The sequence below is a fragment of the Synechococcus sp. H60.1 genome (genome assembly GCF_047462335.1).
Classification (GTDB): domain Bacteria; phylum Cyanobacteriota; class Cyanobacteriia; order Thermostichales; family Thermostichaceae; genus Thermostichus.
In genome coordinates, this window is the sequence record NZ_JANSJA010000014.1 from 1 (window position 1) to 21,803 (window position 21,803).

Below are 21,803 nucleotides of genomic sequence, written 5' to 3' on the forward strand. Positions count from 1 at the left end.
CAATACATCCAGAATCAGTCAGAGGGTGCTATCCATCCCCACCGTATAGACGGTGAGGAATTCCGCACCTTACGTTAATTTTCACTGGTGGCGGGCCACAATTGATGTCCTCACCCCCGCCCCCTCTCCCTCAGGGAGCTATCCCTCACCCCCGTCCCCTCTCCCTCAGGGAGAGGGGAGTTGGGGAGACGCGTTCGCGACAGCGTTGCGCAGCAATAGCGATGTGACGAGAGGTTTTATTGCTGCTTGAAATAAAGGGGTGCAGCAGGAGTTTCCCTGGGGTGAAGCGAGATCCTGATGGCTAGGTAGTACAAGGGATCCTTTCTGTGTGATGCTACAAACAGAGGCAGGCTAGGAGAGGGAACAGACCTTGCGAGTGGGGATCATCGGCACCGGCTACGCGGCTCGCTCACGGGCTGAGGCCTTGCGCAAAGATGGGCAAGTGGAGATTGTGGCTGTTGTCGGTCGATCCCCCGAGCGGAGTGCTACTTTTGCCGCCGAGTTTGGGGCTGTTGCCTATTTCGACTGGTCTTCTCTCTTCCGCGAGCAGCGGCTGGATCTGGTTTTTGTCAGCACCATCAATCGGGATCATGGGGCCATTGCCCGTGCTGCGCTGGAAGCGGGGATCCACACTGTCGTTGAATATCCTCTTGCCCTCAGCCTTGCCGAAGCCCGGTCGCTGGTGCAATTGGCAGCCGAGCGGCGGTTGCTGTTGCACGTGGAGCACATCGAGCTCCTCAGCGGCATCCACCTGTTGCTGAGGCGGGAGCTGGAAGGGCTGGGCAAGTTGTTTGCCGTCCGCTACATCACCCTCACCGCCACCCACCCCGCCCCCGACCGCTGGACCTACCGGCCTGAGCTGTTTGGCTTCCCCCTCATGGGGGCTGTCTCCCGCATTCACCGCTTGGTGGACTTGCTGGGCAAGGTGGAGCGGGTGAGCTGTCAACTGCGCTACGACGGGCCGGATTTGCCCCAGCGCTACAGCAGTTGCTACTGCACAGCCCAACTGAGTTTTGCCAGCGGGTTGCTGGCAGTGTTGACCTATGGCAAGGGAGACTCTCTGTGGTGCTCGCAGCGGCTACTGGAGTTCCACGGCCAGCGGGGGGGCCTGCTGATCAACGGCGAAGAGGCGATGCTGTTGCGCGCCGGCAGTGCCCACCCCTTGGAGACGGGATCCCGCCACGGCCTGTTCGAACAAGACACCCGCATGGTGCTGGATCACCTGCGCCACGGCAGCCCTCTCTACGTAGACACCGAAAAGATGCTCCATGCCCTCGCCGTGGCCGAGGCCGCCGAGCGATCCGCCCAAACCCAGCAGGTTGTCCGCGTGGAAGTGTGACCCATCCAACTCCAGAGAACCCTTAGGGGAGAAGTTCGAAAGCGTTTTCAGAAATTGCAGACAGCTATGAAACAGCATGCTGGTTATCCCCCCTCTCCCCCAAGGGGAGAGGAGCTGGGGGTGAGGAGGGCCGGCTGCTCAGCTCCCAAACACGCTGACAATGCGGCGCATGGCTTCTTCTACGTTGGCGCGGCTGTTAAAAGCCGACAGGCGCAAGTAGCCCTCGCCGGCGCTGCCAAAGCCAGAGCCGGGAGTCCCCACCACATGGCAGGTGTGCAGCAGCTTGTCGAAAAACTCCCAACTGCTCAGCCCAGTGGGCGCCTTTACCCAGACGTAGGGAGCGTTGACGCCGCCGTAGGCCTGGATCCCGGCTTTGGCCAACTGCTCGCGGATGATGCGGGCATTCTCCAGGTAAAACTGCACCAAAGCCCGCACCTGGGCCTGCCCTGCCTCAGAATAGACGGCTTCTGCCCCCCGCTGCACGATGTAGGCCACGCCGTTGAACTTGGTGGACTGGCGGCGATACCACAGGCTCCAGAGATCCACCCAGGAGCCATCGGCAGCTTGGCCCCGTAGCGACTTGGGCACCACTGTAAAGGCGCAGCGGGTGCCGGTAAAGCCGGCTGTCTTGGAAAAGGAGCGGAACTCGATGGCGCATTCCCTTGCCCCCGGGATCTCGTAGATGGAGTGGGGGATCCCAGGCTCCGTAATGTAGGCCTCGTAGGCGGCATCAAAGAGGATGAGCGAGTTGTGGGCGCGGGCATAGTCCACCCAGGCCTGCAGATGCTCCCGGGTTGCTACTGCGCCGGTGGGATTGTTGGGAAAGCAGAGGTAGATGACATCGACTTTTTGCTGGGGCAGGCTGGCGGTGAAGTGGTTTTCCGCCGTCAGCGGCAGATAGACCAGGCCCTCGTACTCACCCCGCTCGTTGGCCGGCCCCGTATGGCCCGCCATCACGTTGGTGTCCACATAGACGGGATAGACGGGATCCGTGATGGCAATGGTGTTGTCGTGGCCGAGAATATCCAGGACGTTGCCACAGTCGCACTTGGAGCCGTCGGAGATGAAGATCTCAGAAGCGTCGATGTCGCAGCCGCGAGACTGAAAATCGTGCCGGGCAATGGCTTGGCGCAGCCACTCGTAGCCCTGTTCTGGGCCGTAGCCGCGGAAGGTAGCCCGCTCCCCCATTTCCTCCACGGCCCGGATCATGGCCGTCCGGCAGGCCTCCGGCAGCGGCTCGGTAACATCGCCAATGCCCATCTTGATAATTTGGGCTTCCGGATGGGCGGCAGCAAAGGCCTGTACCCGCCGGGCAATCTCGGGAAAGAGATAGCCGGCCTTCAGCTTGAGGAAGTGGTCGTTGATCCTGGCCATAGGAGTTGAGCACTGCTTAAAAAACCACCGGCCCTCCAGTGTAGCCGAAGCCACCTCCCTCCTGCTTCTGTCAACCCCTGTAACCTGCCTGGCTCACTGCCCCAGGCTATCCAGGCTGAAGGCACCCACTGGCGAGGTCAGGTGAAACTCTCCCCGCTCCTGGGTCAGGCCCAGGGGGCGGCTGGGAAAGGCCACCAGGATCCCTTCTAGGCGCAGCGACGCCGCCCCAGGATCGTAGGCCAAGCGCAGCTCGAAATCCCGCAGGTCGCGGCGCACCTCAATGCGGCGGATCCCTGCCTCCGTTAGGCCCAGGCGGAACCGCCAGTGGTTTTGCCATTGCGTGCCGAGGGTGGCATCTAGGTCGAGGCCGTAGGTGGAAATCTCCCCCGACCGCGGATCGTAAACCGCCTGCAGCGCGTAGCTAATCCCCGGCTCATAGCTGTCCAGACCCGAACGTTGATCTCGGTTGAAGGTGGTACTGCTGCGCCCCCGATATTCCAGCCGGATCGGTTGTAGCTGCCCCTGGTTGAGGTCGTAGGACGTTTGCACCTGGACGTTGAACAGCTCAGGGGTGGTGTTCCAAGTAAAGTTGGCGTTGAGGGTATCCCACTTTTGAGCGACAAAGTCGTAGCCAAGGGTGGTGTCGAAGCGCAACAGGTTTTTTACTTCCGCCTGCAGCTCCTGCAAGTTGCGGGAGGCAATCGCTTCCAAGTCCTCCGGGGTGTCGTCCGGGAAGGTCAGGGCTATGGGCAGCTCGCCGGGCAGGTCGTCTTCAAAGGCGATGTAGCCGGGGGGCACGTTGAGCAGGAAGTTGCGCGGGGTGAAGAAGCTAATGCTGGCGTTGAGGCGATCCACATCCTTGGGGCTGACGGAAAGGGTTTGAAAAGGAGCGGAATTGTTGCCGTAGAAGGTGCGGCTGTAGCGCAGATCGATGGTGTTCCAGTCGGCGGGCTTGAGGCTGAGGCGGGGGTTGAGGCTGACGGTGGATTCCTGGTCGGGGGTTGAGTACAGGACTTGGGTGTAGTCGATCGAGCCGGGCATGAAGGTGATCCAGGGAGCCGGTTGAATGTCGTTGAATTGAAGGCTGGAGCGCAGCTCGTAGCGATTGAAAAAGTTGAGGCCGGATCCCACTTCTCGATCTGGCTGTTGCTCTTGGGTCAGGGTGAAGGTGCTGCTGAGGGAGATATCGGGAGCGATGCGGAGGAGATCGGGATTGAAGGCCAGCTCGAAGTTGCGGCGCGGCTCGGTGTCGCCGTTGGAGCTGCTGTAGGCGCGGTAGTTGAGGCGGTAGGTGCCGCCCCAGCCGGGTGGGGTGAGTTGGGCGCCCAGCGTCAGCCGCGCGTCGGCAAAATCTGGGCCATCTTTGACGCTGACCCGCTGGTTGTAGTCCAGGCGCAGATCCGACTGCAGCCAAGGCACGCCCCCGTAGCGCTGGATGTGACTGAGGGTAAGGGGAAAGCTATAGGTGCCGTTCTCCTGGGATCCGCTGCGGTTGATGTTGAGGGTGGTGGTGGAGAGATCCCCCTGAAAGGTGGCGTTGAGGCGGAGGTCAGCGTTGTCGTTGCGCCCGCCGGCAGGGCGGTAGGTGTTGTCTAGATTGAGGTTGAGCTGGCCCCGCAGTTGGCCCTCTTGGCCGAGGAGGTTGGCGGCGTAGAAGTCGAAGTTATGGTCAAGGCGGAAGCGGCTGGAGAAGCGCCGCTGGTCGGCCTCAGTTACCAGGTAAAACTGGGCTCGCCCGTAGTTGACGCTATCGGGGATGGGGAGAATGTAGTCGTGCAGAAAGCCGATGCCCAGGCCTTTCTTCTGCAGGACATCCAGCCGCAGGCCGCCGAAGTTGTACTCGTCGAAGCGGTAGGCCCAACTGGACTTGACAAACACCCCTTCCGCCTCGCTGCGCCCCGGCAGCACCCACTGGTGATCCCGCAGGCTGTAGACGAAGAGGGGCAAGTAGGCAATCTGCAGCCCCGCCCGCAGATCGCCCTCTTGGGTGAGCTCGCCACCGGCAAAGACGCGGGCGTCGTAAACGATGACCTGGTCATCGGGAAACACCTCCACCCGATCCCCTTGCACGTAGTGGGTGATGGGCGGCTCCGGCGAGGTGGTGACGGTGGCCTTCTCGAAGAAGATCCGCTCTCCCAACAGGGCAGTGGTCTCTTGGCTGCGCACAAAAACCTTGGTACCCGGCTCCTCCCCCGGCAGGATCACCAGCGAGTTTTCAAATTGAGCGCTGCGACCGGGGATATCCAAGTCCAGGTTGCGCCCCTCGATTTGCCGGATCCCGCGCCCCTGCGGCCCAGGAGGCCACTCCATGCGAAAAGGGCCCTCGCTGCGCAGGCGCCGTTCCCGCCGGTAAAACAACAGCCGCTCGCCGCTGATGCGGGTGCCGTCGGCCAGTTGGATCTGGGCGTTTCCCTCGGCAATGCCCAGGTCTTGTTCAGCGATGTAGCGGAGCACATCCCCACTGACGTTGATCTGATCCGGGTCGAGGGGGATCTGCCGTTGGCTGGTGGCGGTGGCCGCCAGTTGCTGGCGAATCTGGGATCCCTGGCTGGCAGGCGGAGCGGCTTCTGGGCCGGTGGCAGGAGCGCCCAGATCCCGCAACAGGGGGAACCGCTCCAACAACTGGGGAGCCAGTAGAGATCCGGCAGTGGGGGTGAATGACTCAGTTCCGGTTTGAGCTGCCATCTGAGTGCCGGTGGAAGAAGGTACAGGGGAAGGGGCGCCGCCCAAATTCCAGCTCCCGCCGGCTTGCGAGATCAAGGTCGGGATTCGCTGCGCCGCCTCTTCCGAACCAAGCCCCTCTGGCCCTTGAGGGGTAACCGGATAAGCAGTAGCTAAGCTCTCGCCAGTGGATCCTAGGCCGCGCCTAGTCTCGGTGGGACGCAGCCGGGGTTCTTCTTCCATCCGCAGGGCAGCAGCTTGGGAACGGGGGGAGCCGAGAGAGTCCAGCGTCGGAACAGTTGCAGGGGACGTCGCCGCTGAAGCGGGCCGGGAAGACGGCGTTGCCTGGGCCTGTTGTGCCTGCCGCCGGGCGTGGGCCGCCGCCCCCTCGGCCAAGAGCCGTTGCAGCCGCTGCCGGTTTAACTCTTCTGGCGTGAGGGCCTTTTCAGAAGGGGTGCTAGACGGCGGGGAGCCAAGATTAGAAACTGAGGCCGCAGAAGGTCCAGTTGCCGCCTTCAAGAGCACAGCGGGCGGAGAAGATTGAGCCTCGGCTAAGGTGATGGGATCCCCCAACAGGCTGGCACCAGGGGGAGCAACCGATTCTGGGCTGGGAGCTCGGTGAGCCGGTTGTAACCGCTGGGCCGACGTTTGCGCTGCCCAAAAGCGCTGGTAGCCCTCCATATTGGTGGGCAGGAGATCCGGCTGGGCAAAGACCGCCCTCTCCATTCCCACCCACAGGGAGCTGCCCCAGCAAAGGGCTAGCCACCTTGCCCAAGGGCTGAAGCCATGTGGGAAGTTGCCGAATCTCACCGTAAAAACCGCCACAGTAGAGAGAAGCCCACCCCGCCGAAAATCATATTGGGCAACCAGGCAGCCAGCCAGGGATCGATCTGCTCAACTCGACCCATCGCGCGTCCTAAGCTCATCAGTACATAGTAAATAAACACCAGGACAATCGCTAGCGCCACACTGCCGTAGCGGCCGGTCTGCCGCACCGTTTGTAGGCCTAGGGGCGCAGCCACCAAGATGGCAAAAAAGCTGGCCAAGGGAATGGCGAACTTGAGGTGGTACTCCGTCAGGCAGCGGGCTACATCGGCAGAAGGACGTTGCTCCGCTCGATATCGCTGGCATTGCTCCCACAGCTCTGCCGCCCGTTGCTCCTGGGGCACCTTTTCGGCGTACACCAGGCCCACCAACTTGCTGACGATGTTCAGCTCCATCTCCGCCACCTGGCCCTCGTAGTAGGTGCGCCCCCGCTCGTCGTAGCGACGGATCACCACGTCTTGCAGGTGCCACGCTTGGCCCACCTGACGTGCCGTTTCGGCAGAGATCACCTGCGGGTAGCGTAGGTGGCCGGTCTCGGCCTTGCGATCCAAAATCAGTAAGTCGCGCATCAAGCCGGTCTCCGGGTCAATGGATCCCACATGAAACCAAAGGTCGTCGTCCACCCGCACGATCTCTTCCGAGTCAAAGGGAAGGGCATCCTGAGCCAGGATGAGATTGGTGTTCAGGGTTTTCACTTTTTGGTTGGTTTGGGGCACGATCACTTCATTGGTCAACAGCGCCAGGCCGCTGATCAGTAGACCGATGCAGAGCACCGGAATCAGCACCTTGCGATAGGGGATCCCGGCGGCCCGCAGAGCCGTGATCTCGCTGTCGGCCCCCATCCTGCCCAGGGTGAGCAGGGTGGCAAAGAGGCCGGCAATGGGGAAGGTGACCACCAAAATGGCGGGCAAGTTGAGGAGGAGAATGTGCAAAATTGTGAGGGGAGGGGCGCCTTTTTTCACCAGCAAATCGGCGTAGATAAAAAGCTGGTTGCCCAGCATCATTACCGTGCCCCCTGCCACCCCCAAAAAGAAGGGGCGGATCATTTCTTTGAAGAGATAAAACTCCAAAAAAAAGCCCCCAAATTTTAGGGATCCCCACAAGCTCCCCCTACCAGCAGCGCCTTGGTGCCGTTTTCCTTTGGTCAATTGGGTGGGCATGTGCCTTTATTCCCTCAGACTGGCGTGCGACTTAGCCGGCCCCAGACGGCTTAGACAGCGGCAGGCAAGGGTTGGATCCCGTCAGAGGGCGTCGGTGATGCGAAATTGAAACATCCCCTGCTGCTGCTCGTCCCCCTCGACGGTGTACTCATCCTGTTCCAAGTTCAGGGTGACCAGCCTGCCGCTGAGGCGGTTGGCGCCCCGACACATCTGATCCAGAGCATCGCGACCGGGCAGACCCTCACTGGTTTTGGGGGGAACGGGAGTGAGCTCGCCGCGATCGCAGAGGAGGACGGGAGCCTGGTCGGCGGTGATCCTGAAAACCTGCCCTTGGTCGGAGTAGTCGGCCCGATCTCCCTCAATAGCGCGGTTGGCCTGGACGATCACTACATTGCCGAGGAAGCGGGCATCGCCGCTGGCCTGGTCGATCTCCACCCGATCGGCATAGATCACCGTCGGTTGATCGACATCGGCCTGGGTCTGGGGGTTTTGCAGGCGCCGCGCCAGCCAGTCCCCCTCGATCTGCTCGATCACCACCTCCCCCCGCAGCTCCACCTTCTCAGGGGTGATGGTGGCCTGGTTGGCCTTGGCCTTGCGCCCCCGCTGGATAAACTCGACAGCATCGCTAAACTCCGAGGTGCCGGTACGGGAGTTGTAAACCAGGCGAGCGGCCCGCACTTCCGTTTCGGCTTGGCGCAGCTCCTCCGTCAGGGATCCGCCGCCGGCGGCTGGGGTAGAGGCGGCCATCTGCCGGTAGAGAACGTTTTCCTCAAAAAAGAAGATCTTGTCGCGGTGGTTGCCCTCCAGGCGGGCGGAGGTGAGCACCCGCCCCGGCTCGCGCAAGGTCACTCCCCCCGTCAGCAGGCTTTGGGATTCGCGGCGGCGGTAGGTGCCCTGAGCTGCCTGGATGGTGGTTTCCCCTTGTTGAATTTCCAGGTTGCCTTCCCCGCGGGCAACTTGCGTGTTGCGGTCGTAGGTGAGGCGGTCGGCAATGATGGTGACCTCCTGATCCGATTGGTTGGGAGTCGCCTGTGGGCTAGCCTGGGCCAAGCGCAGATCGGCTAACAGGGGATCCCGGCTGGTGTCGCCGGCTACCTCCTGCAACACCACGCCGCCGGAGAGAATGCTCTGGGCCTGCTGGCGCAGGTAGGTGCCCTGAGGGGCGCGAATCTCGATGCCACGTTCGCGGATGCGCAGGTTGCCTCTCCCTTCGGCCACTTGATTGGCACGATCGTAGGTGATCTGGTCGGCGGTGATGGTGGTGGAGGCAGGATCCGCCGCCGCAGTGGCCACCCACCGGGCGGCGCTGGCCAGGTCGGCTCCTTGGGCAGAGCTGGAGGACTCCGTCTTGCTGGGGCGATCCGGAGGCAGCACAATTAGCTTGCCCTGCTGGGCACTGAGGAGGGCAAATTGGAAGTTAAACGAGCCGGAGCGGCCCTGCAGCACCATTTCCTGCCCCTTGAGGGTGAACTCCGCCGGCACCTCGATGCGCTCTTCAGGCGTGACTCTCAGAGCGCGGGTCAGAAGCAGGCTGCCATCCTCGCTTCTCACCTCCACCTCCTCATCCAGATAGAGGGCGTCGGCGGTGGCGTCGTAGCGGGCCCGCTTGGCCCACCAAGTCATCTGCTCGCTGCTGGCAAAAAAGGGATCCGGCACCTCTTCTTGGCGGTCGGCGCCACCTCCGTAGAAGTAGCCGTGCGCCCCCTGCTCAAACACCTGTTGCCCAGCTCTGAGCTCCACCTGTTCGGCGATGAGACGCCAACGCTGGTGGCCCCCTCGACGACCCACAATATCCACCCTGCGGCTGACGGAAAGGGGCTGATCCGGGGGAGGGGACTCCACCTTTACCTCTTCGATGTCGATGGACAAGGCCCAGGCAACCAGAGCGGCCAAGAGGCCGGTTCCCAAGAGCGCCACCCCCAGGTTGGAATTGAAAAATCGCCGCATCCTGTTCTCGCCGCTGCCTTACGTTGATTCCGAACCCATGAGCCCCAGCAGGGCCAACACCCAACCCGGCACACTAGGCTGTAGCTTATCGCAATTTGCGGGCCGCCTCGTCGGGATCCCGATCACCTCTAAGGTTCTGGTTTATCCCAGACGGCTGAGGATAAAGCCCAACCCCAGAAACAGCCCTAGCCAAAAGTGGAGGCCAACAGCGATGAACTTAGAATGGCTGATCCGCTGCGGCTGGTCGTGGTAGGCCCCCAGCAGGCGGGATAGCCGCACCGCAAAGGGGATCCCGGCAAAACCCAGCAACGTCCAAGCCGGAAAAGCCCCCAGCCCGACAAACAGCAGCAGCAGGCCAAAAATGCTGCCGCAGATCCAGGGGATGAGACGGGCGGAGCGGCGGGTGCCCAGCCGAGCCACTGGCGAGCGCTTGCCAGCAGCCAGATCGTCCTCCACCTGATGAAAATGGGAGCAAAACAAAATTAGGCTGGTGACCATCCCCACCACCAGCGAGGCCGCCAGGGCCGGCAGCGACCACGTTTGGCTTTGGCTGTAGTGGGCAGCCAGAACCGCCAGCGGCCCAAAGCTCAAAAAACAGAGGATCTCCCCCAGCCCTTGATAGCCCAGGCGCAGGGGCGGCCCCTGGTAGGCGTAGCCCAGCCCGCAGGCCAGCAGCACCAGCAGCAGCACCGTTGGATCCGCTTGCCGCCAGCTTAGCCAGAGGATCCCTGCCAACCCCAGGGCCAAAAAGGCATTGCCAGCCCAGAACACCTGCTCCGGCTTGCCGGTTAGGTTGACCAGTGAGTGGAGCTTGTTTTTGTCCACCCCTGTCTGGGCATCGAACACATCGTTGCTGATGTTGACCCAAGCCAAAAGACAGATGGCGGCCCCCAAAAACACCGCCAAAACCCCCACATCCATCACCCCTGCCTGGGCGTAGGCGATGGCAGATCCCACCCAGATGGGCATGATGGCCACACTGTACATAGGAGGCTTGAGGGCGGCCATCCACAACTGCCGCCGGGAGCGGCCCTCCCAAGTGCCCTTTTCTGCAAGCTGTACCTGGCTGGTCTCTGGATCCCTGCACGTTCTCTTTGACGGTTCCGGCTGTGCGAGCATGTTGGATCTAGCTCTCTCTGGGTTCTGTGTTGGCTCTGTATTTGTTAGGTTAGGGGGCTTCTGTCCCCATCCCCAAGGATGCTAAGAAACTTTGCAATCCGTAAAGAAACGCCTGGGATCCGGCGCTGGCGAGCCTGAGCCGCCGGCTGCTCTCCTAATCTCCTATCCTGAAACGCCTTTCTGCAGCTTCCCCTGCCGGCTGCGATGACGCTTGTCCTGTTTTCGGCCAAGGTGGGATCGTCCTCTTTTGCTTGCGCATGACTTCTTCTCTTTTCCCCTGGAAGGGTGCGTCCGGATGCCCGGAAGGGCCCAGAGACTGGCCGCCCATTCACACCTCTGCTGGGCCAGGAGAGGTGGAACACGCCTGGGATCCCCTGCTAGCGGCCTGCCAAGAGATGGCGCGGGCGCGAGGGATCCCCCAGATTCTCAGCCTATGGCAGCCCATCTCAGGGCTAGATCCGCTGGCAGTGCTGGCCCGGCAGTTGGGCTCGCTCCCCCCCAGCCACTCCCTCGGCTATTGCTACCTCTCCCACCCGACGCAAGGGGAACGGGTGCGGGTGCTGGGATGGGGATCCCTGCGGCAGCTCGACCTTTCGGGAAAGGGGAGATTTGAGGCGGCACGGGCCTTTGTGCAAGGGCTCCAGCCCCATGTTCATAGCGCTCCCGGCTGCACCCCAGAGTCCCCCCGCAGCCAGCAGGAGCGCCCTTTGTGCTTCTGCCGTTTTGGCTTTGCCCCCAACAGCGGCGGGGGGGCAGCGCTGGTCCTGCCGCGCTGGCAACTGTTGCAGGTGCAGGGGGAGTTGACGGTGGCGCGGCTCAACCTGGAAATTGGCCCTGAAAGCGACCCGGCGGCCTTGGCCGGCCAGATTGCCGCTTTTTTTGCCCGCATGCAGCGCCTTGCCGAGGCCCCCTTGCCTGCCTGGAATGCCTGGAAGCCCCAGCCGCCGCCGCAGGTGGCAGTGGCGGAAGAGGCCCTCTTGGCGCGAATTGAAAAAGCCCTGCAAGCAATTCAGGTGGGATCTCTGGAGAAAGCGGTGCTGGCGGAAGCGGTGGATCTGGTGTTGCCCTCCCCTCCGGCCATCCCCTCGCTGCTGGCCTATCTGGAGGCGCATCACCCCGATTGCAGCGTCTTCGCCTTTGCCTCAGAAAGTGAGGGGAATTTTCCTCCCCAGGTCTTCCTGGGAGCCAGCCCGGAGCGGCTGCTTTCGGTGTGGCAAGGCCGGGTGCAGATTGATGCGCTGGCCGGCTCCGTTGCCCGCGGCGCCAACGGCCACCAAGACCGGATGCTGGCCAAGCAATTGCTCCGTAGCGCCAAAGACCAGCGTGAACACCAGTGGGTAGTACGCTCGATCCAGGAAGCTCTGGGCCGGCTGGGGATGAAGCCCCGCATCTCCCCTCAGCCACGGCTGCGCCGTTTGGCCAACATCCAGCATCTGCAAACGGTAATCGAGGCGGAGCTCCCCGCTGGTGTGCATCTATTTGACCTGTTGGCCCAGCTCCACCCCACTGCCGCTGTAGGAGGCTATCCGCAGCAGGCGGCGCTGCAGTGGCTGGAGCAGTGGGAGCCCTTTGACCGCTCGAGCTATGCCGCCCCTTTGGGCTGGGTGGACTTGCAGGGCAATGGCGAGTTGGTGGTTGGGATCCGCTCAGCCCTGATTGAAGGGAAGCGGGTCCGCCTGTATGCTGGCGCTGGCATCGTAGCCGACTCCAAGCCGGAGCAGGAAGTGGCCGAAATCCGCCTGAAGCTGCAGGCGCTGGTTCAGGCCCTGGCCTTGCAGCCACCAGACTCCCTCGGCTGGTAGTTGCAGCCGCCGTTGGGCAAAGCTGATAGAACAGTCTCCCAAACAGTTAAAGTTAGAGAGCTGGCCCTTTAACGGCCTCGACTTGTCCACAGCATGGTTACCCTCAATCCCCCCTCTTCCCCGCCTATGGCCGGATCCCGTCTCTGGCCCGGCATCATTGAGCACTACCGGGAGTGGCTCCCTGTCAGCCCTCGCACCCCCGTAGTGACGCTGCATGAAGGTAATACCCCTCTGATCCCCTCTCCCGCCCTGAGCCGACGGCTGGGGCGAGACTGCCAGGTATACCTAAAGCTGGAGGGTCTCAACCCCACCGGCAGCTTCAAGGATCGGGGCATGACCATGGCGGTGTCCAAAGCCAAGGAGGCGGGGGCGGAGGCCATCCTCTGTGCCAGCACCGGCAATACCTCAGCAGCAGCCGCTGCCTATGCGGCCAAAGGAGGCCTGCGGGCCTACGTGCTGATCCCTGATGGCTATGTGGCCAAGGGCAAGCTGGCCCAAACCCTGATGTACGGGGCGGAGATCATCGCCATTCAGGGCAACTTTGACCAGGCGCTGGCCATGGTGCGGCAACTGGCGGAAGTCTACCCCGTGGCCCTGGTCAATTCTGTCAACCGCTTTCGGCTAGAAGGACAGAAAACTGCCGCCTTTGAGGTGGTGGATGCTTTGGGAGATGCCCCCGACTGGCTCTGTATCCCGGTAGGCAATGCCGGCAACATCACCGCCTACTGGATGGGCTTTTGCCACTACTACCAGCGAGGCAAGGCCAGCCGCCGCCCGCATCTCTATGGCTTTGAGGCTGCCGGCGCTGCTCCTATCGTCCTCAATCGCGTGGTGGAACATCCAGAAACGGTGGCCACAGCCATCCGCATTGGCAACCCTGCCAGTTGGGTAAAGGCCAAGGCGGCTGTCCAGGTCAGCGGTGGCCGAGTGGACAGTGTAACTGACGAGGAGATCTTGGCCGCCTATCGTCTGCTGGCAAGAGAGGAAGGGATCTTCTGCGAGCCGGCCAGTGCCGCCTCGGTGGCTGGATTACTGAAATGGCGGGATCAGGTGCCTGCCGGCGCCCAGGTAGTGTGCGTGCTCACCGGCAACGGCCTCAAGGATCCCGACACGGCCGCCCAGCAGGGATCCGCCCCCATCCACACGGGGGTTGCCCCCGATTTGGCTGCTGTAGCCCGCCTGATGGGCTTTTAGCGCCGCCGCCCTGGGTGCTGGGGGAGGGATGAGATGCTGGCTCAGGGGGTTCACTCGTCACTGCGGCTAGAAGGCTGCGCGGGCGACTGATAGTTGCGGATGGCCCGCTTGACCAAAGTGAGAAAGGCGTAGGCCCGTTGATCGGTGGGATCCAAGCGCATCACGGTCTGAAAGGCCTCTTCCGCCTGCCGCAGGACGTCTAGATCGATCTGGCCATCCACCTCTGCTTCCAGTTGAGCCTTTTGCAAGAGCAGTGCCCCGCGGTTGTAGTGGGCTGCAACATGGCTGGGATCCGCCGCCACTACCGCCTCCAGTTCGGCCAGGGCTGGATCCAGATAGCCACTCATACCCAGCACCCAGGCCAGCTTATAGCGAGCTTCGGTATGCGTGGGGTCCTCGGTAACTGCTCGGCGAAACGCCTGGATGGCCGCCGGAAAATCGCCCGCCTGAACCGCCGCGATGCCTTCTTGGTAACTGTCGTTGGCCATAGGCAAGGTTTGGGTCTGAGCCGAGGGATCCCTGATCTGCAGCTTAGCCCTTGCCAGATGGGATCTCCCGGTTTTCCCACCCTAATGGTGAGAAGCGGTTCAGCGCCTTTTCGCCGCTGGGCCTGCCATCTGCGGCAGGGGAAACTGCCTCAGCAGGGGATCTCAGATTGCGCAAAGCCTGCTCTGGCAAAACTCTGCCCTTTCCTAGGATGAACATAGCCGCTAATCAGGGGTGAACTATGAACGCCAAACTGCTCTTCCTGCCGCTGGCTTTGGGGCTGTCGATGGCTCCGGCCACCGTCGTTTTCCCGCAGACGCTGGGCCTCTACTCCCCGCTGCCAAGGCTACAACTGGCCGACACTCGCCTGGAAACCGGCACCCGCTCCATCCTCGTCAACCCAGTACCTTCCGACTTGCAGGTAAATCTGGAGCTGGATCGGCGTGGCTCTAACCCCATCTACCGGCCCGGCGAGCCGATTTCCATTACCTTGAGCACCAATCGCGACGCCTACGTCTACCTGTTCAGCATCCAAGCCGATGGCCGCACCCATTTGATTTTGCCCAACCGCTTCTCGGGTGGAAACGAGTTTCTGCGGGCCGGCGAAGTGCGCACCTTCCCGCCCCCCGGTGCCCGCTACCGCCTAACCATTGCTCCGCCCTTTGGCCAAGCCCAAGTATTGGCGGTGGCCTCCCTCCGTCCCCTCAACTTCCAGGAGATCGCCTCTTTTGAGCAGGGTGGATCCTTTGCCAATGTAAGGGTACGGGGATCCCAACTGGGCGATGCCATCGCTCGCGCCATTGTCGTCGAGGAGATCCCTGCCACCGAGTGGGTGACCACCACGCGCTTCTATCGGGTCGCACCGCGGTGACCCCAGACTTTCCATCCTTCCAGAGCCTGGAACCGACAGCTATGCAGGCTTGTCTCCGGCCTAGACCGAGCCGAAGCTGAGGCTTAGGAGAAGAACAGCCACCAAGCTCACCACTAGCATCAGACCAGCAGGCATAAACCTGCCGGTTTTGCGGTAGCGCAGGGCAAAGAGAAGGGATCCCAGCGCCGCCGTCCCCAAGCCCAGGCCCAACCCCCAGCGGGAACCTGTTCCCAGTAGCCCATAGCTGACGCCACTGAGGGCGGCCCCCACCAGGCCGCCGATTAACGACTTGGAGCTTCTGCCTTTCATATAGCCGACGACTCCGCCTACCAAAAGCAGCGCTCCATAGACGAGCAAAGTAATCTGTGCAGCCATCATGGCTGGGAAAAACCCCTCCTAGCTCGGTCTAGTCCACAACAATTTCACGAATCAAGGGCAGGCGGATGCTGATGTAGCGGTTGAGAATCGAGGCATCGACGTTGCTGAGGGCATGTTTTTTTTGGCAGGCACTCAGAAGCAGATTCACCAAGTCATCGTCACGTTGATTGAGCCAATCTGGCCTGCCGATCTCGCTGACCAAAGACCAAAACTGGCGTACCATTTCAGGGGTCATGGCATCCATTGTGTAGGGTAAGGGCTGAACTGCGAAAGTGCAAAAGCAAGAGTGGTCTAGGCCATCAATTCCATTCTAGGGAAAACGCCTCGTCCGTGAAGGCAACATTTCAGCTCTGTCACAACTTAGGATAAGATGTCATGCTTTCCCATAAACCTCAGCAAACCCCAACCATCCTGGCTTCAGAAGGCTTTGAACCAGAAGCTTCCAGGGCTAATAACAATAAAGCAATAAAAATAATAACTCTTGCCCAATCTCGACATCGGCATCAAAAGGCTTATAAGCCGACTGGCCAAAACTTCTCAGGGAAGGTGCAGAAGCTTGGCAGGCCTGGACACTAGTGCAGGGCGTACTGCAACACATAGGCTCCTTCTTCTCCTGGTTTGTGGGTGTTGGCCCGGAGGGTGTAGGTACCGCTGCGAGGCAAAAAGGCGATCATTAGGGCATCGCTTCTGCTCCCTTGGTCATCATCCCAGGCAATCACGTCGCCACTGGGATCCAGCAGTTGCAAAAAGGCATCGAGATCGGAGCTGGTCATCAAGGCTATCAAGATCTGTCCGGCCCGGGCAGCGATGGGGTGTTCTTCCATCCAACTGCCGTCCTCAGGGTGCTGGGCGGATCCCTTCTGCAGACGGCCCGACACCGTTTGCTGCCAATCGACCTGGGCCAGCCGGTAGGCCAGCCGATAGGTGCCGGTGGATTCCGGCTCGAAGCTCGTGGCCCGCAAGGTGTAGGTGCCTTCCTGCAGCAGCCGCACCGCCAAGAGGGCGTTGACATCGGGGCCGGAGTCGTCGTCAAAGCCGATTACCCGCCCCTGGCCGTCCACCAGCTCCAGGTAGGGGTCAAAGTCTTCGCTCTCCAGGGTGGCGATCAGGATCTGGCCCGCCTTGGCGGCAACAGGGATCCCATCCCAGTAGCTGCCGTACTGGGGGCTGACCTTGTCCCCTGCTTCAAGAGTTCCTGTCAGGGTCTGGCTGCCTCTCCACAGGGAAGAGCGAGTCAAGGCGGATCCCACTTGTGTGCTCCTCTCTCCCACCAGGTTCAGTAGCCGACAGCCGCTGACCAACCTCAGAGCCACCCAAGCAAGGGCCAGACGGGATCCCCAGCGGCGGGAAAACCCAGAACTAAAACACAAGCTCGACATCCAATCAGTGAGGATCCCTCGAGGGGGAATGGAGACCATAAGTCCAATTTTACCGCTTGGGCAGAGTCGGACAGGGACGGCAATTTACAGAGCATCCCAGGCTTGCAAGACGGCCTCTAGAGCCAGCCGCCCGTGGCTGAGATGGGTTCCCCCCTGCAAATAGACGGTGTAGGGCTCCCGCATCGGCCCATCAGCGGAGAGCTCGGCACTGCTGCCGGCAACAAAAGTGCCCGCCGCCATCACTACCGGGTCGGCATAGCCGGGCATCACTTCTGGAACCGGCGTGAGGTAGGAATCCACAGGCGAGCTGCTTTGGATAGCGCGGCAAAAGGCCTGCAACTTCTGCGGGGATCCCAGTTGAATGGCCTGGATGATATCGGTGCGGGGCACCTGGGGCAGCGGGGAAACAGGATAGCCCAGATCGTGGAACACCTGGGCGGCCAGATGGGCGATCTTAACCGCTTCGGCCACCATCTGTGGGGCCAAAAACAACCCTTGAAATAGAAGCCGGTTGAGATCGAAGGTGGCTCCCCCTTCCAAGCCAATCCCCGGCGCCGTCAGCCGGCAGGCAGCCTGCTCCACCAGCTCGGCCCGCCCCGCCACGTAGCCCCCCGCCGGGGCCAGGGTACCCCCTGGATTTTTGATCAGGGATCCAGCGATCAAATCCGCACCCACGTGGGTGGGCTCTTGGGTTTCCACAAACTCACCGTAGCAATTGTCCACCAAGACCACCACCTCCGGGTTTTGTGCCTTAACAATCTGGATCATCTCGGCAATCTGGGCGATGGAAAAGCTGGGACGCCAGTCATAGCCACAGGAGCGCTGGATGTGAACCAGGCGGGTTTGCGGTTTGAGGGCGGTTTTCAGGGCCTGCCAATCGACGCCGCCTTCCCGCAGATCCAACTGACGGTAGGTGACGCCGAACTCCCGTAGGGATCCCCGGCCCGAGCCGCGCAGGCCGATCACCTCCTCCAGGGTGTCGTAGGGGGGGCCGGTGATGGCCAACAGCTCATCCCCCGGCCGCAGCACGCCAAACAGGGCACAGGCAATGGCATGGGTGCCGGACACCATTTGCAGCCGCACCAGTGCCGCCTCACAGCCCATGATCTGGGCAAACACCCGATCCAACACCTCTCGTCCCCGGTCATCGTGCCCATAGCCCGACACGCCGGCGAAGTGATGGGATCCCACCTGCTGGTGGCGAAAGGCCTGCAACACCCGCGCCAGGTTCTCCCTAAGGACGTTATCTATCGCCTGAAACCGATCCTGCAGAGCTGCCTCTGCTCTGTCCAAAAGCTCCGTCACCTTCAAAGAGATCTCTCTGGCCACCGAGTCCATCCCCCTTTTCCTGAGCAAACTGGCTTTTCAGCTAGCAGGTCGGCCACCGCCCAAGAGGCCAAAAACAGCTTTTCAGACCTGCTCCTGGTAACGATGTTTCCGCGGGATCCCTATCTTGATAAAAACCTTAACTTCAGTCAACATCTCTTCATTCTCCCTTTCAGTCTCTGTCGGAGCTGGAAAAAGCCGCCCGACTCACCAGGTTGTATAATGGCTACAAGATCTACAAGGAGAAGAGAGAACAATAAAAAATAAGGGGATGCTTGCCCTAAGAGCAGAGGTTGGTTCAGCAACTGCTGATTTCCGCTGCTGCAGAGGATAAGCTGTGTCGATCAAGGCCGATCCTTCTTCTAAAGTTGAGGATGAAGTGGGCGGGCATTGATGGTTGGAAGGTTTCCTGAGAAATCCCACTTAAAAGCTACACCCTTAGCTTTCCTAATACTCAGAGTTGAATTCAAGTTTAGTAAAAGTATTTTCGGCAGAGCCTATCTGTGTAAGTTCTGCTGCTAAGTTTGCTCTCTTCGAACCATCTAGAGACCTTCTCCACTTGCATTTGGAGTTCCAAATTCAGGGAACTTCTCTTTGCCTGAGAAGTGGTGCTGGCCCCCAATCCCTTAAAAATGAAGACAGCCTAAATTTATTCTTAACCCCCGAACCGGATCCCTGGGGGAGATGTTAACTTAGACTTAACCCAAGAGGTTAGTGCCGCTACCAAAGCCAATCTTCATCTTCTGGCGTAGCCCTTTCCGCAAGTTGCCGGGCCGCGATCATGCCTGAGGTGGGGGCTGTTTTCTAGGGATCCTTTGCGAGGGTGAGGCGCTAACTTTAGGTGTAAACTGACACAACTGGGAGACTGCCCATGACTAAGCTTGTGATCCAAGGGAAAAACGTCGAGATTACCGACGCCATCCGCAGCTACGTTCAAGAAAAAATCGAGCGGGCTGTCAGCCATTTTGCCCAGATCACCAGTGAAGTGGATGTCAATCTATCGGTGGCCCGTAACCCCCGCATCAGTGCCAACCAATCTGCCGAAGTTACCGTCTACGCCAATGGCACCGTCATTCGGGCGGAGGAAAGCAGCGAGAACCTCTACGCCAGCATTGACCGTGTTGCCGACAAGCTGGCCCGCAAGCTGCGCAAATACAAAGAACGCAACGGCGTTCACCGCATCCGCCATTCTCCCAAAACCTCGGTGGCAGTGGCCCAGCAGCCCCTCACCGATCCGCTGAATACAGACCGGCAAGCAGAGCTGCCCCCCGAGGTGGTGCGCACCAAGTATTTCGCCATGCCTCCCATGACAGTTCAGGAGGCCCTACACCAGTTGGAGCTGGTGGATCATGATTTTTACGTGTTCCGCAACATCGAAAACGGCGAGATCAACGTCATCTATGTCCGCAAGCACGGCGGCTACGGCCTGATCCGCCCCCATCCCTAGAAGCAGTTGCCCCATGGCTGAGCAGATCGCCGCTCAAGCCGCTCCTGTAGGCTCTGGCAGCGCCTTCTACCTGCTGCTGCAGCTCACCGATTCTGCCCTGCCGATTGGCGCCTATTCCCACTCCTGGGGCTTGGAAGCGGCTGTGCAAGCGGAGCGGCTGCGGGATCGGGCGGAGGTACAGCGGTACTTGTTGGGGGTTCTGCACCTGAGCTTGGCTCCCTTTGAGGGGAGAGCCTGTGGCTTGGCCCACTGTCTGGCGCAAGGGGGATCCCTGGCGGGAATGGGCAAGCTACAGCAGCAACTGCAGGCATCCCGTTGGGCAGCAGAACCGCGCCAAGCCAGCCTGGATCTGGGGAAGCGCTTGGCACAACTGGCAGAGCGCACCTGGGGGATATCCGTTCCCAGGGCTGAGGGAGAGCTGCTCCACTATCCCCTAGCCTTTGGCTGGATCTGCGCCCAGGCCGGCATTGGGCTAGAGGATACCCTGCGAGCCTTCTTATTTGCCTCCCTCACGGGGTGGGTCTCAGCAGCGGTGCGCTTGGTGCCTCTGGGGCATAGCGAGGGGCAGCGCTTGCTGGCCCAGTTGTATGAGCCGATTGAGACCGTGGTGCAGCAGGAAATTCTGCCGGTTGTGAAGCGAGACCCGACCCTGGCTTGGCCAGCCCTGAGCAGCTTCGCCCCCCTCAACGAACGGGATTGCCAAGCTCACCAGCAGCTTTATTCCCGCCTTTTTCAATCCTGAAAGCTGCCCTCACCCACAGCCCTTCTCCCTCTAGGGGAGGGGAGCCGGGGATCGGGGTTACGAACAGAACGAACAGTTGGCTCGCTATTCGGATAGAGCTACAGGGTCAAGAGCCCCCTCCCCTGGGAAAAACCAGAGAGGGGCGTAGCTCAAAGGTTGAGATTGACGGAGGTAGGCCTCAGTGGCGGAGGGGCTCCCCAACAGCCAGTACCTCCTGCAGGAACCGATCCTGCTGCTGGCGCAAAATGGCTAGATCCGGGCCGTGGTTGAGCAGGATGAAGTGGGTACCATCGGGCAACTGCCCCACCATCATCAGCCGATCGGGGGCGGAGCCCACCTGGGCGGTCGTGCCGGAGGGCAGGGTGCGCAATCCCAGAGTGCTGTGGCCAATGCCTGCTCTAGGCAAGATCCGGGTCGGATCCCCGTCTGTGGCCTCCAGCAGATGTTCCCATAGATGGGCCAAGGCGCGGGGGGAGAGGTACAGCTCTTGCCCGCCTGGGCCAAGGCGAATTTCCGACTGGGCAGGGGCCAGTTTGGGATCCAGATGGGCAACCGGCTGAGCTACCAACCGCTGCTGCAGGTACTCCAGCAGGGCTGTTCTGCCTCCCAGCTCCGCTAACAGGGCTTCTACCATGGCCCGATCGTTGCTGCCGTTGAGGATTTGTAGCAGGGATCCCAGGCGCAGCGAGGTGTAGCTGGCCAGGCAATGGATCTCCTCGGTCAGCTCCCTTAATGTTGACCCGGAGCCGCCGATGGCCACAGGATAGGGCCCCTGGGGATCCTGGAGGAGCTCGGCAAGCCGGCGGGCGCTGGCCAGAGAGTCAGGCTGACCCAGCAAGCGGAAGGGGGGCACCACCTTTACCTCGCCGTCGATCTGGCGAATGCCGAGGTTGTGCAGGTGGCGGGCCAGCTCGGCCACATTGGCCTCCCGGAAATAGGGATCCCCACCGCCCACCACGACCAAGTCTCCCGTCAAGCGCTGGCCGGAGCGATGGCCGGTGGTGTAGAAGCGAGTTTGGAAGCGATACTCATAGCCCCACTTCTCCAGCGCCATCAGGCTGAGGGCCAGTTGCTCCAAAGCCCCCACCGGCAAAGGCCGATCCAGCAGGTGCTCCGCCAGCAGCTCGCCTTCGGCTGTCCAGAGCAGGATCCCCTGCTGGGAGAGGGCCCCGCCTTGGGCAGCCAACCCCTGCAAAAAGCCGGACAAAACCAAAGCGTAGAGGGAATCCTGCCACTGCGGCGATTGCTCCCGGGGCCACCAGGGGGGAAGGCCGGGCGTGCCACTGGGGGAAGGCAGCGGCGGCGGCGGGGTGGGGATGGGGGGGAAGGGGTTTTGCGCCGGTGCTGCAACCTCAGCCTGGACACCCTGAGTTGGAGAAGGGGGTTCGGCACTGCTGCGGTTGTTCCAGCAGGCCCCCAGGGCTAGAGAACAAGCCAACGGGATCCCTGCCCAGAGGAAACGGCGCTGGGAGCCCAACCCCTGTGGGATAGACAACATGCTGACCTCCCAAAAGACATTGGCAAAGAGAACGAGCTGGCAAGACTTGAAGCTACTCTAGTGCCATCTCAATCGCTCTGGCAAATTCTGCCCTTGCCCAATAGCCCTCTTTTGCCGGGGCAACCCCAGATGTCTCAGGCAAGTCGGTATTTTCCTCCTTCCTAGGAGTCCGGCAGAAGAGGAGGATCCCTGTCGCGCCAAGCTTAACGTAAGGTGCGGAATTCCCCACCCGGGTGGGGATGGATAGCACCCTCT

General features: G+C 61.3%; 17 protein-coding genes. 6 read left to right on the forward strand and 11 right to left on the reverse strand.

The features are described from left to right. Nucleotides 1-376 precede the first annotated feature (376 nt). Entirely contained in the window at nt 377-1,339 is a 963-nt protein-coding gene (locus NW852_RS00555) for a Gfo/Idh/MocA family protein (RefSeq protein ID WP_414370983.1), read from the forward strand. A 138-nt stretch (nt 1,340-1,477) separates the two neighbouring features. Here NW852_RS00555 and NW852_RS00560 read toward each other — a convergent pair whose 3' ends face one another. From NW852_RS00560 to menA, 5 genes are all read right to left on the reverse strand, one after another. Beyond that, the gene (locus tag NW852_RS00560; RefSeq protein WP_414365312.1) at nt 1,478-2,713 is read right to left on the reverse strand and encodes an LL-diaminopimelate aminotransferase; all 1,236 of its coding nucleotides are present in this window, start codon (nt 2,711-2,713) and stop codon (nt 1,478-1,480) included. A 93-nt stretch (nt 2,714-2,806) separates the two neighbouring features. Next, the gene (locus NW852_RS00565) at nt 2,807-6,100 is read right to left on the reverse strand and encodes a hypothetical protein (RefSeq protein WP_414370866.1); all 3,294 of its coding nucleotides are present in this window, start codon (nt 6,098-6,100) and stop codon (nt 2,807-2,809) included. Nucleotides 6,101-6,180: 80 nt separating this feature from the next. Further along, nucleotides 6,181-7,359 (reverse strand): LptF/LptG family permease, encoded by a 1,179-nt coding sequence (locus NW852_RS00570; protein ID WP_414365308.1) that lies wholly within the window; start codon nt 7,357-7,359, stop codon nt 6,181-6,183. A gap of 81 nt (nt 7,360-7,440) precedes the next feature. Continuing rightward, nucleotides 7,441-9,306 carry an LptA/OstA family protein gene (locus NW852_RS00575; protein ID WP_414370868.1) on the reverse strand — a complete coding sequence of 622 codons (1,866 nt, stop codon included), beginning with the start codon at nt 9,304-9,306 and terminating at the stop codon, nt 7,441-7,443. 141 nt (nt 9,307-9,447) lie between these two features. Then, a complete protein-coding gene (gene menA / locus NW852_RS00580; RefSeq protein WP_414365304.1) occupies nt 9,448-10,314 on the reverse strand; it encodes a 2-carboxy-1,4-naphthoquinone phytyltransferase in 867 nt (288 codons plus the stop codon). Between the two features lie 368 nt (nt 10,315-10,682). Between menA and NW852_RS00585 the strand changes: the two genes are divergently transcribed. Then, on the forward strand, nt 10,683-12,227 hold the full coding sequence (locus tag NW852_RS00585) for an isochorismate synthase (RefSeq protein ID WP_414426384.1): 1,545 nt from the start codon (nt 10,683-10,685) through the stop codon (nt 12,225-12,227). Between the two features lie 93 nt (nt 12,228-12,320). Continuing rightward, nucleotides 12,321-13,421, forward strand: coding sequence for a threonine synthase (gene thrC, locus NW852_RS00590; protein WP_414370872.1), 1,101 nt, complete (start codon nt 12,321-12,323; stop codon nt 13,419-13,421). Between the two features lie 50 nt (nt 13,422-13,471). Here thrC and NW852_RS00595 read toward each other — a convergent pair whose 3' ends face one another. Continuing rightward, nucleotides 13,472-13,909 (reverse strand): tetratricopeptide repeat protein, encoded by a 438-nt coding sequence (locus NW852_RS00595; protein ID WP_414377826.1) that lies wholly within the window; start codon nt 13,907-13,909, stop codon nt 13,472-13,474. Between the two features lie 239 nt (nt 13,910-14,148). On the opposite strand from NW852_RS00595, the gene NW852_RS00600 reads away from it, so the two are divergent. Then, nucleotides 14,149-14,778, forward strand: a complete 630-nt coding sequence (locus tag NW852_RS00600) for a DUF4384 domain-containing protein (protein WP_414365297.1) — start codon at nt 14,149-14,151, stop codon at nt 14,776-14,778. A 60-nt stretch (nt 14,779-14,838) separates the two neighbouring features. Here the strand turns inward: NW852_RS00600 and NW852_RS00605 are convergent, their stop codons facing one another. The 4 genes from NW852_RS00605 to NW852_RS00620 all read right to left on the reverse strand — a co-directional run bounded on the left by NW852_RS00605 (nt 14,839) and on the right by NW852_RS00620 (nt 17,846). After that, nucleotides 14,839-15,156 carry a TMEM14 family protein gene (locus NW852_RS00605; RefSeq protein WP_414365296.1) on the reverse strand — a complete coding sequence of 106 codons (318 nt, stop codon included), beginning with the start codon at nt 15,154-15,156 and terminating at the stop codon, nt 14,839-14,841. A 28-nt stretch (nt 15,157-15,184) separates the two neighbouring features. Further along, nucleotides 15,185-15,391 carry a hypothetical protein gene (locus NW852_RS00610; protein WP_071813530.1) on the reverse strand — a complete coding sequence of 69 codons (207 nt, stop codon included), beginning with the start codon at nt 15,389-15,391 and terminating at the stop codon, nt 15,185-15,187. Between the two features lie 337 nt (nt 15,392-15,728). Next, nucleotides 15,729-16,535 carry a hypothetical protein gene (locus tag NW852_RS00615; protein ID WP_414365294.1) on the reverse strand — a complete coding sequence of 269 codons (807 nt, stop codon included), beginning with the start codon at nt 16,533-16,535 and terminating at the stop codon, nt 15,729-15,731. Between the two features lie 84 nt (nt 16,536-16,619). Beyond that, complete coding sequence (locus NW852_RS00620; protein WP_414370985.1) at nt 16,620-17,846, reverse strand: aminotransferase class I/II-fold pyridoxal phosphate-dependent enzyme; 1,227 nt, start codon at nt 17,844-17,846, stop codon at nt 16,620-16,622. Nucleotides 17,847-18,732: 886 nt separating this feature from the next. Here NW852_RS00620 and hpf point away from each other — a divergent pair. Further along, nucleotides 18,733-19,308, forward strand: a complete 576-nt coding sequence (gene hpf, locus NW852_RS00625; RefSeq protein WP_414365290.1) for a ribosome hibernation-promoting factor, HPF/YfiA family — start codon at nt 18,733-18,735, stop codon at nt 19,306-19,308. Nucleotides 19,309-19,321: 13 nt separating this feature from the next. Beyond that, entirely contained in the window at nt 19,322-20,050 is a 729-nt protein-coding gene (locus NW852_RS00630; protein WP_414365289.1) for an urease accessory protein UreF, read from the forward strand. A gap of 178 nt (nt 20,051-20,228) precedes the next feature. On the opposite strand, the gene NW852_RS00635 is transcribed toward NW852_RS00630, so the two are convergent. Beyond that, nucleotides 20,229-21,548: a D-alanyl-D-alanine carboxypeptidase gene (locus tag NW852_RS00635; RefSeq protein ID WP_414365287.1), complete on the reverse strand. Its 1,320-nt coding sequence runs from the start codon at nt 21,546-21,548 to the stop codon at nt 20,229-20,231. Nucleotides 21,549-21,803: the final 255 nt, after the last annotated feature.

Excerpts from the sequence above, each read along its gene's own strand:
- NW852_RS00560 (WP_414365312.1), bottom strand. The coding sequence starts at position 2,713 with ATGGCCAGGATCAACGACCACTTCCTCAAGCTGAAGGCCGGCTATCTC.
- NW852_RS00565 (WP_414370866.1), bottom strand. The coding sequence starts at position 6,100 with ATGGAGAGGGCGGTCTTTGCCCAGCCGGATCTCCTGCCCACCAATATG.
- NW852_RS00570 (WP_414365308.1), bottom strand. The coding sequence starts at position 7,359 with ATGCCCACCCAATTGACCAAAGGAAAACGGCACCAAGGCGCTGCTGGT.
- NW852_RS00575 (WP_414370868.1), bottom strand. The coding sequence starts at position 9,306 with ATGCGGCGATTTTTCAATTCCAACCTGGGGGTGGCGCTCTTGGGAACC.
- menA (WP_414365304.1), bottom strand. The coding sequence starts at position 10,314 with ATGGCCGCCCTCAAGCCTCCTATGTACAGTGTGGCCATCATGCCCATC.
- NW852_RS00585 (WP_414426384.1), top strand. The coding sequence starts at position 10,683 with ATGACTTCTTCTCTTTTCCCCTGGAAGGGTGCGTCCGGATGCCCGGAA.
- thrC (WP_414370872.1), top strand. The coding sequence starts at position 12,321 with ATGGTTACCCTCAATCCCCCCTCTTCCCCGCCTATGGCCGGATCCCGT.
- NW852_RS00595 (WP_414377826.1), bottom strand. The coding sequence starts at position 13,909 with ATGGCCAACGACAGTTACCAAGAAGGCATCGCGGCGGTTCAGGCGGGC.
- NW852_RS00600 (WP_414365297.1), top strand. The coding sequence starts at position 14,149 with ATGAACGCCAAACTGCTCTTCCTGCCGCTGGCTTTGGGGCTGTCGATG.
- NW852_RS00605 (WP_414365296.1), bottom strand. The coding sequence starts at position 15,156 with ATGATGGCTGCACAGATTACTTTGCTCGTCTATGGAGCGCTGCTTTTG.
- NW852_RS00610 (WP_071813530.1), bottom strand. The coding sequence starts at position 15,391 with ATGACCCCTGAAATGGTACGCCAGTTTTGGTCTTTGGTCAGCGAGATC.
- NW852_RS00615 (WP_414365294.1), bottom strand. The coding sequence starts at position 16,535 with ATGTCGAGCTTGTGTTTTAGTTCTGGGTTTTCCCGCCGCTGGGGATCC.
- hpf (WP_414365290.1), top strand. The coding sequence starts at position 18,733 with ATGACTAAGCTTGTGATCCAAGGGAAAAACGTCGAGATTACCGACGCC.
- NW852_RS00630 (WP_414365289.1), top strand. The coding sequence starts at position 19,322 with ATGGCTGAGCAGATCGCCGCTCAAGCCGCTCCTGTAGGCTCTGGCAGC.
- NW852_RS00635 (WP_414365287.1), bottom strand. The coding sequence starts at position 21,548 with ATGTTGTCTATCCCACAGGGGTTGGGCTCCCAGCGCCGTTTCCTCTGG.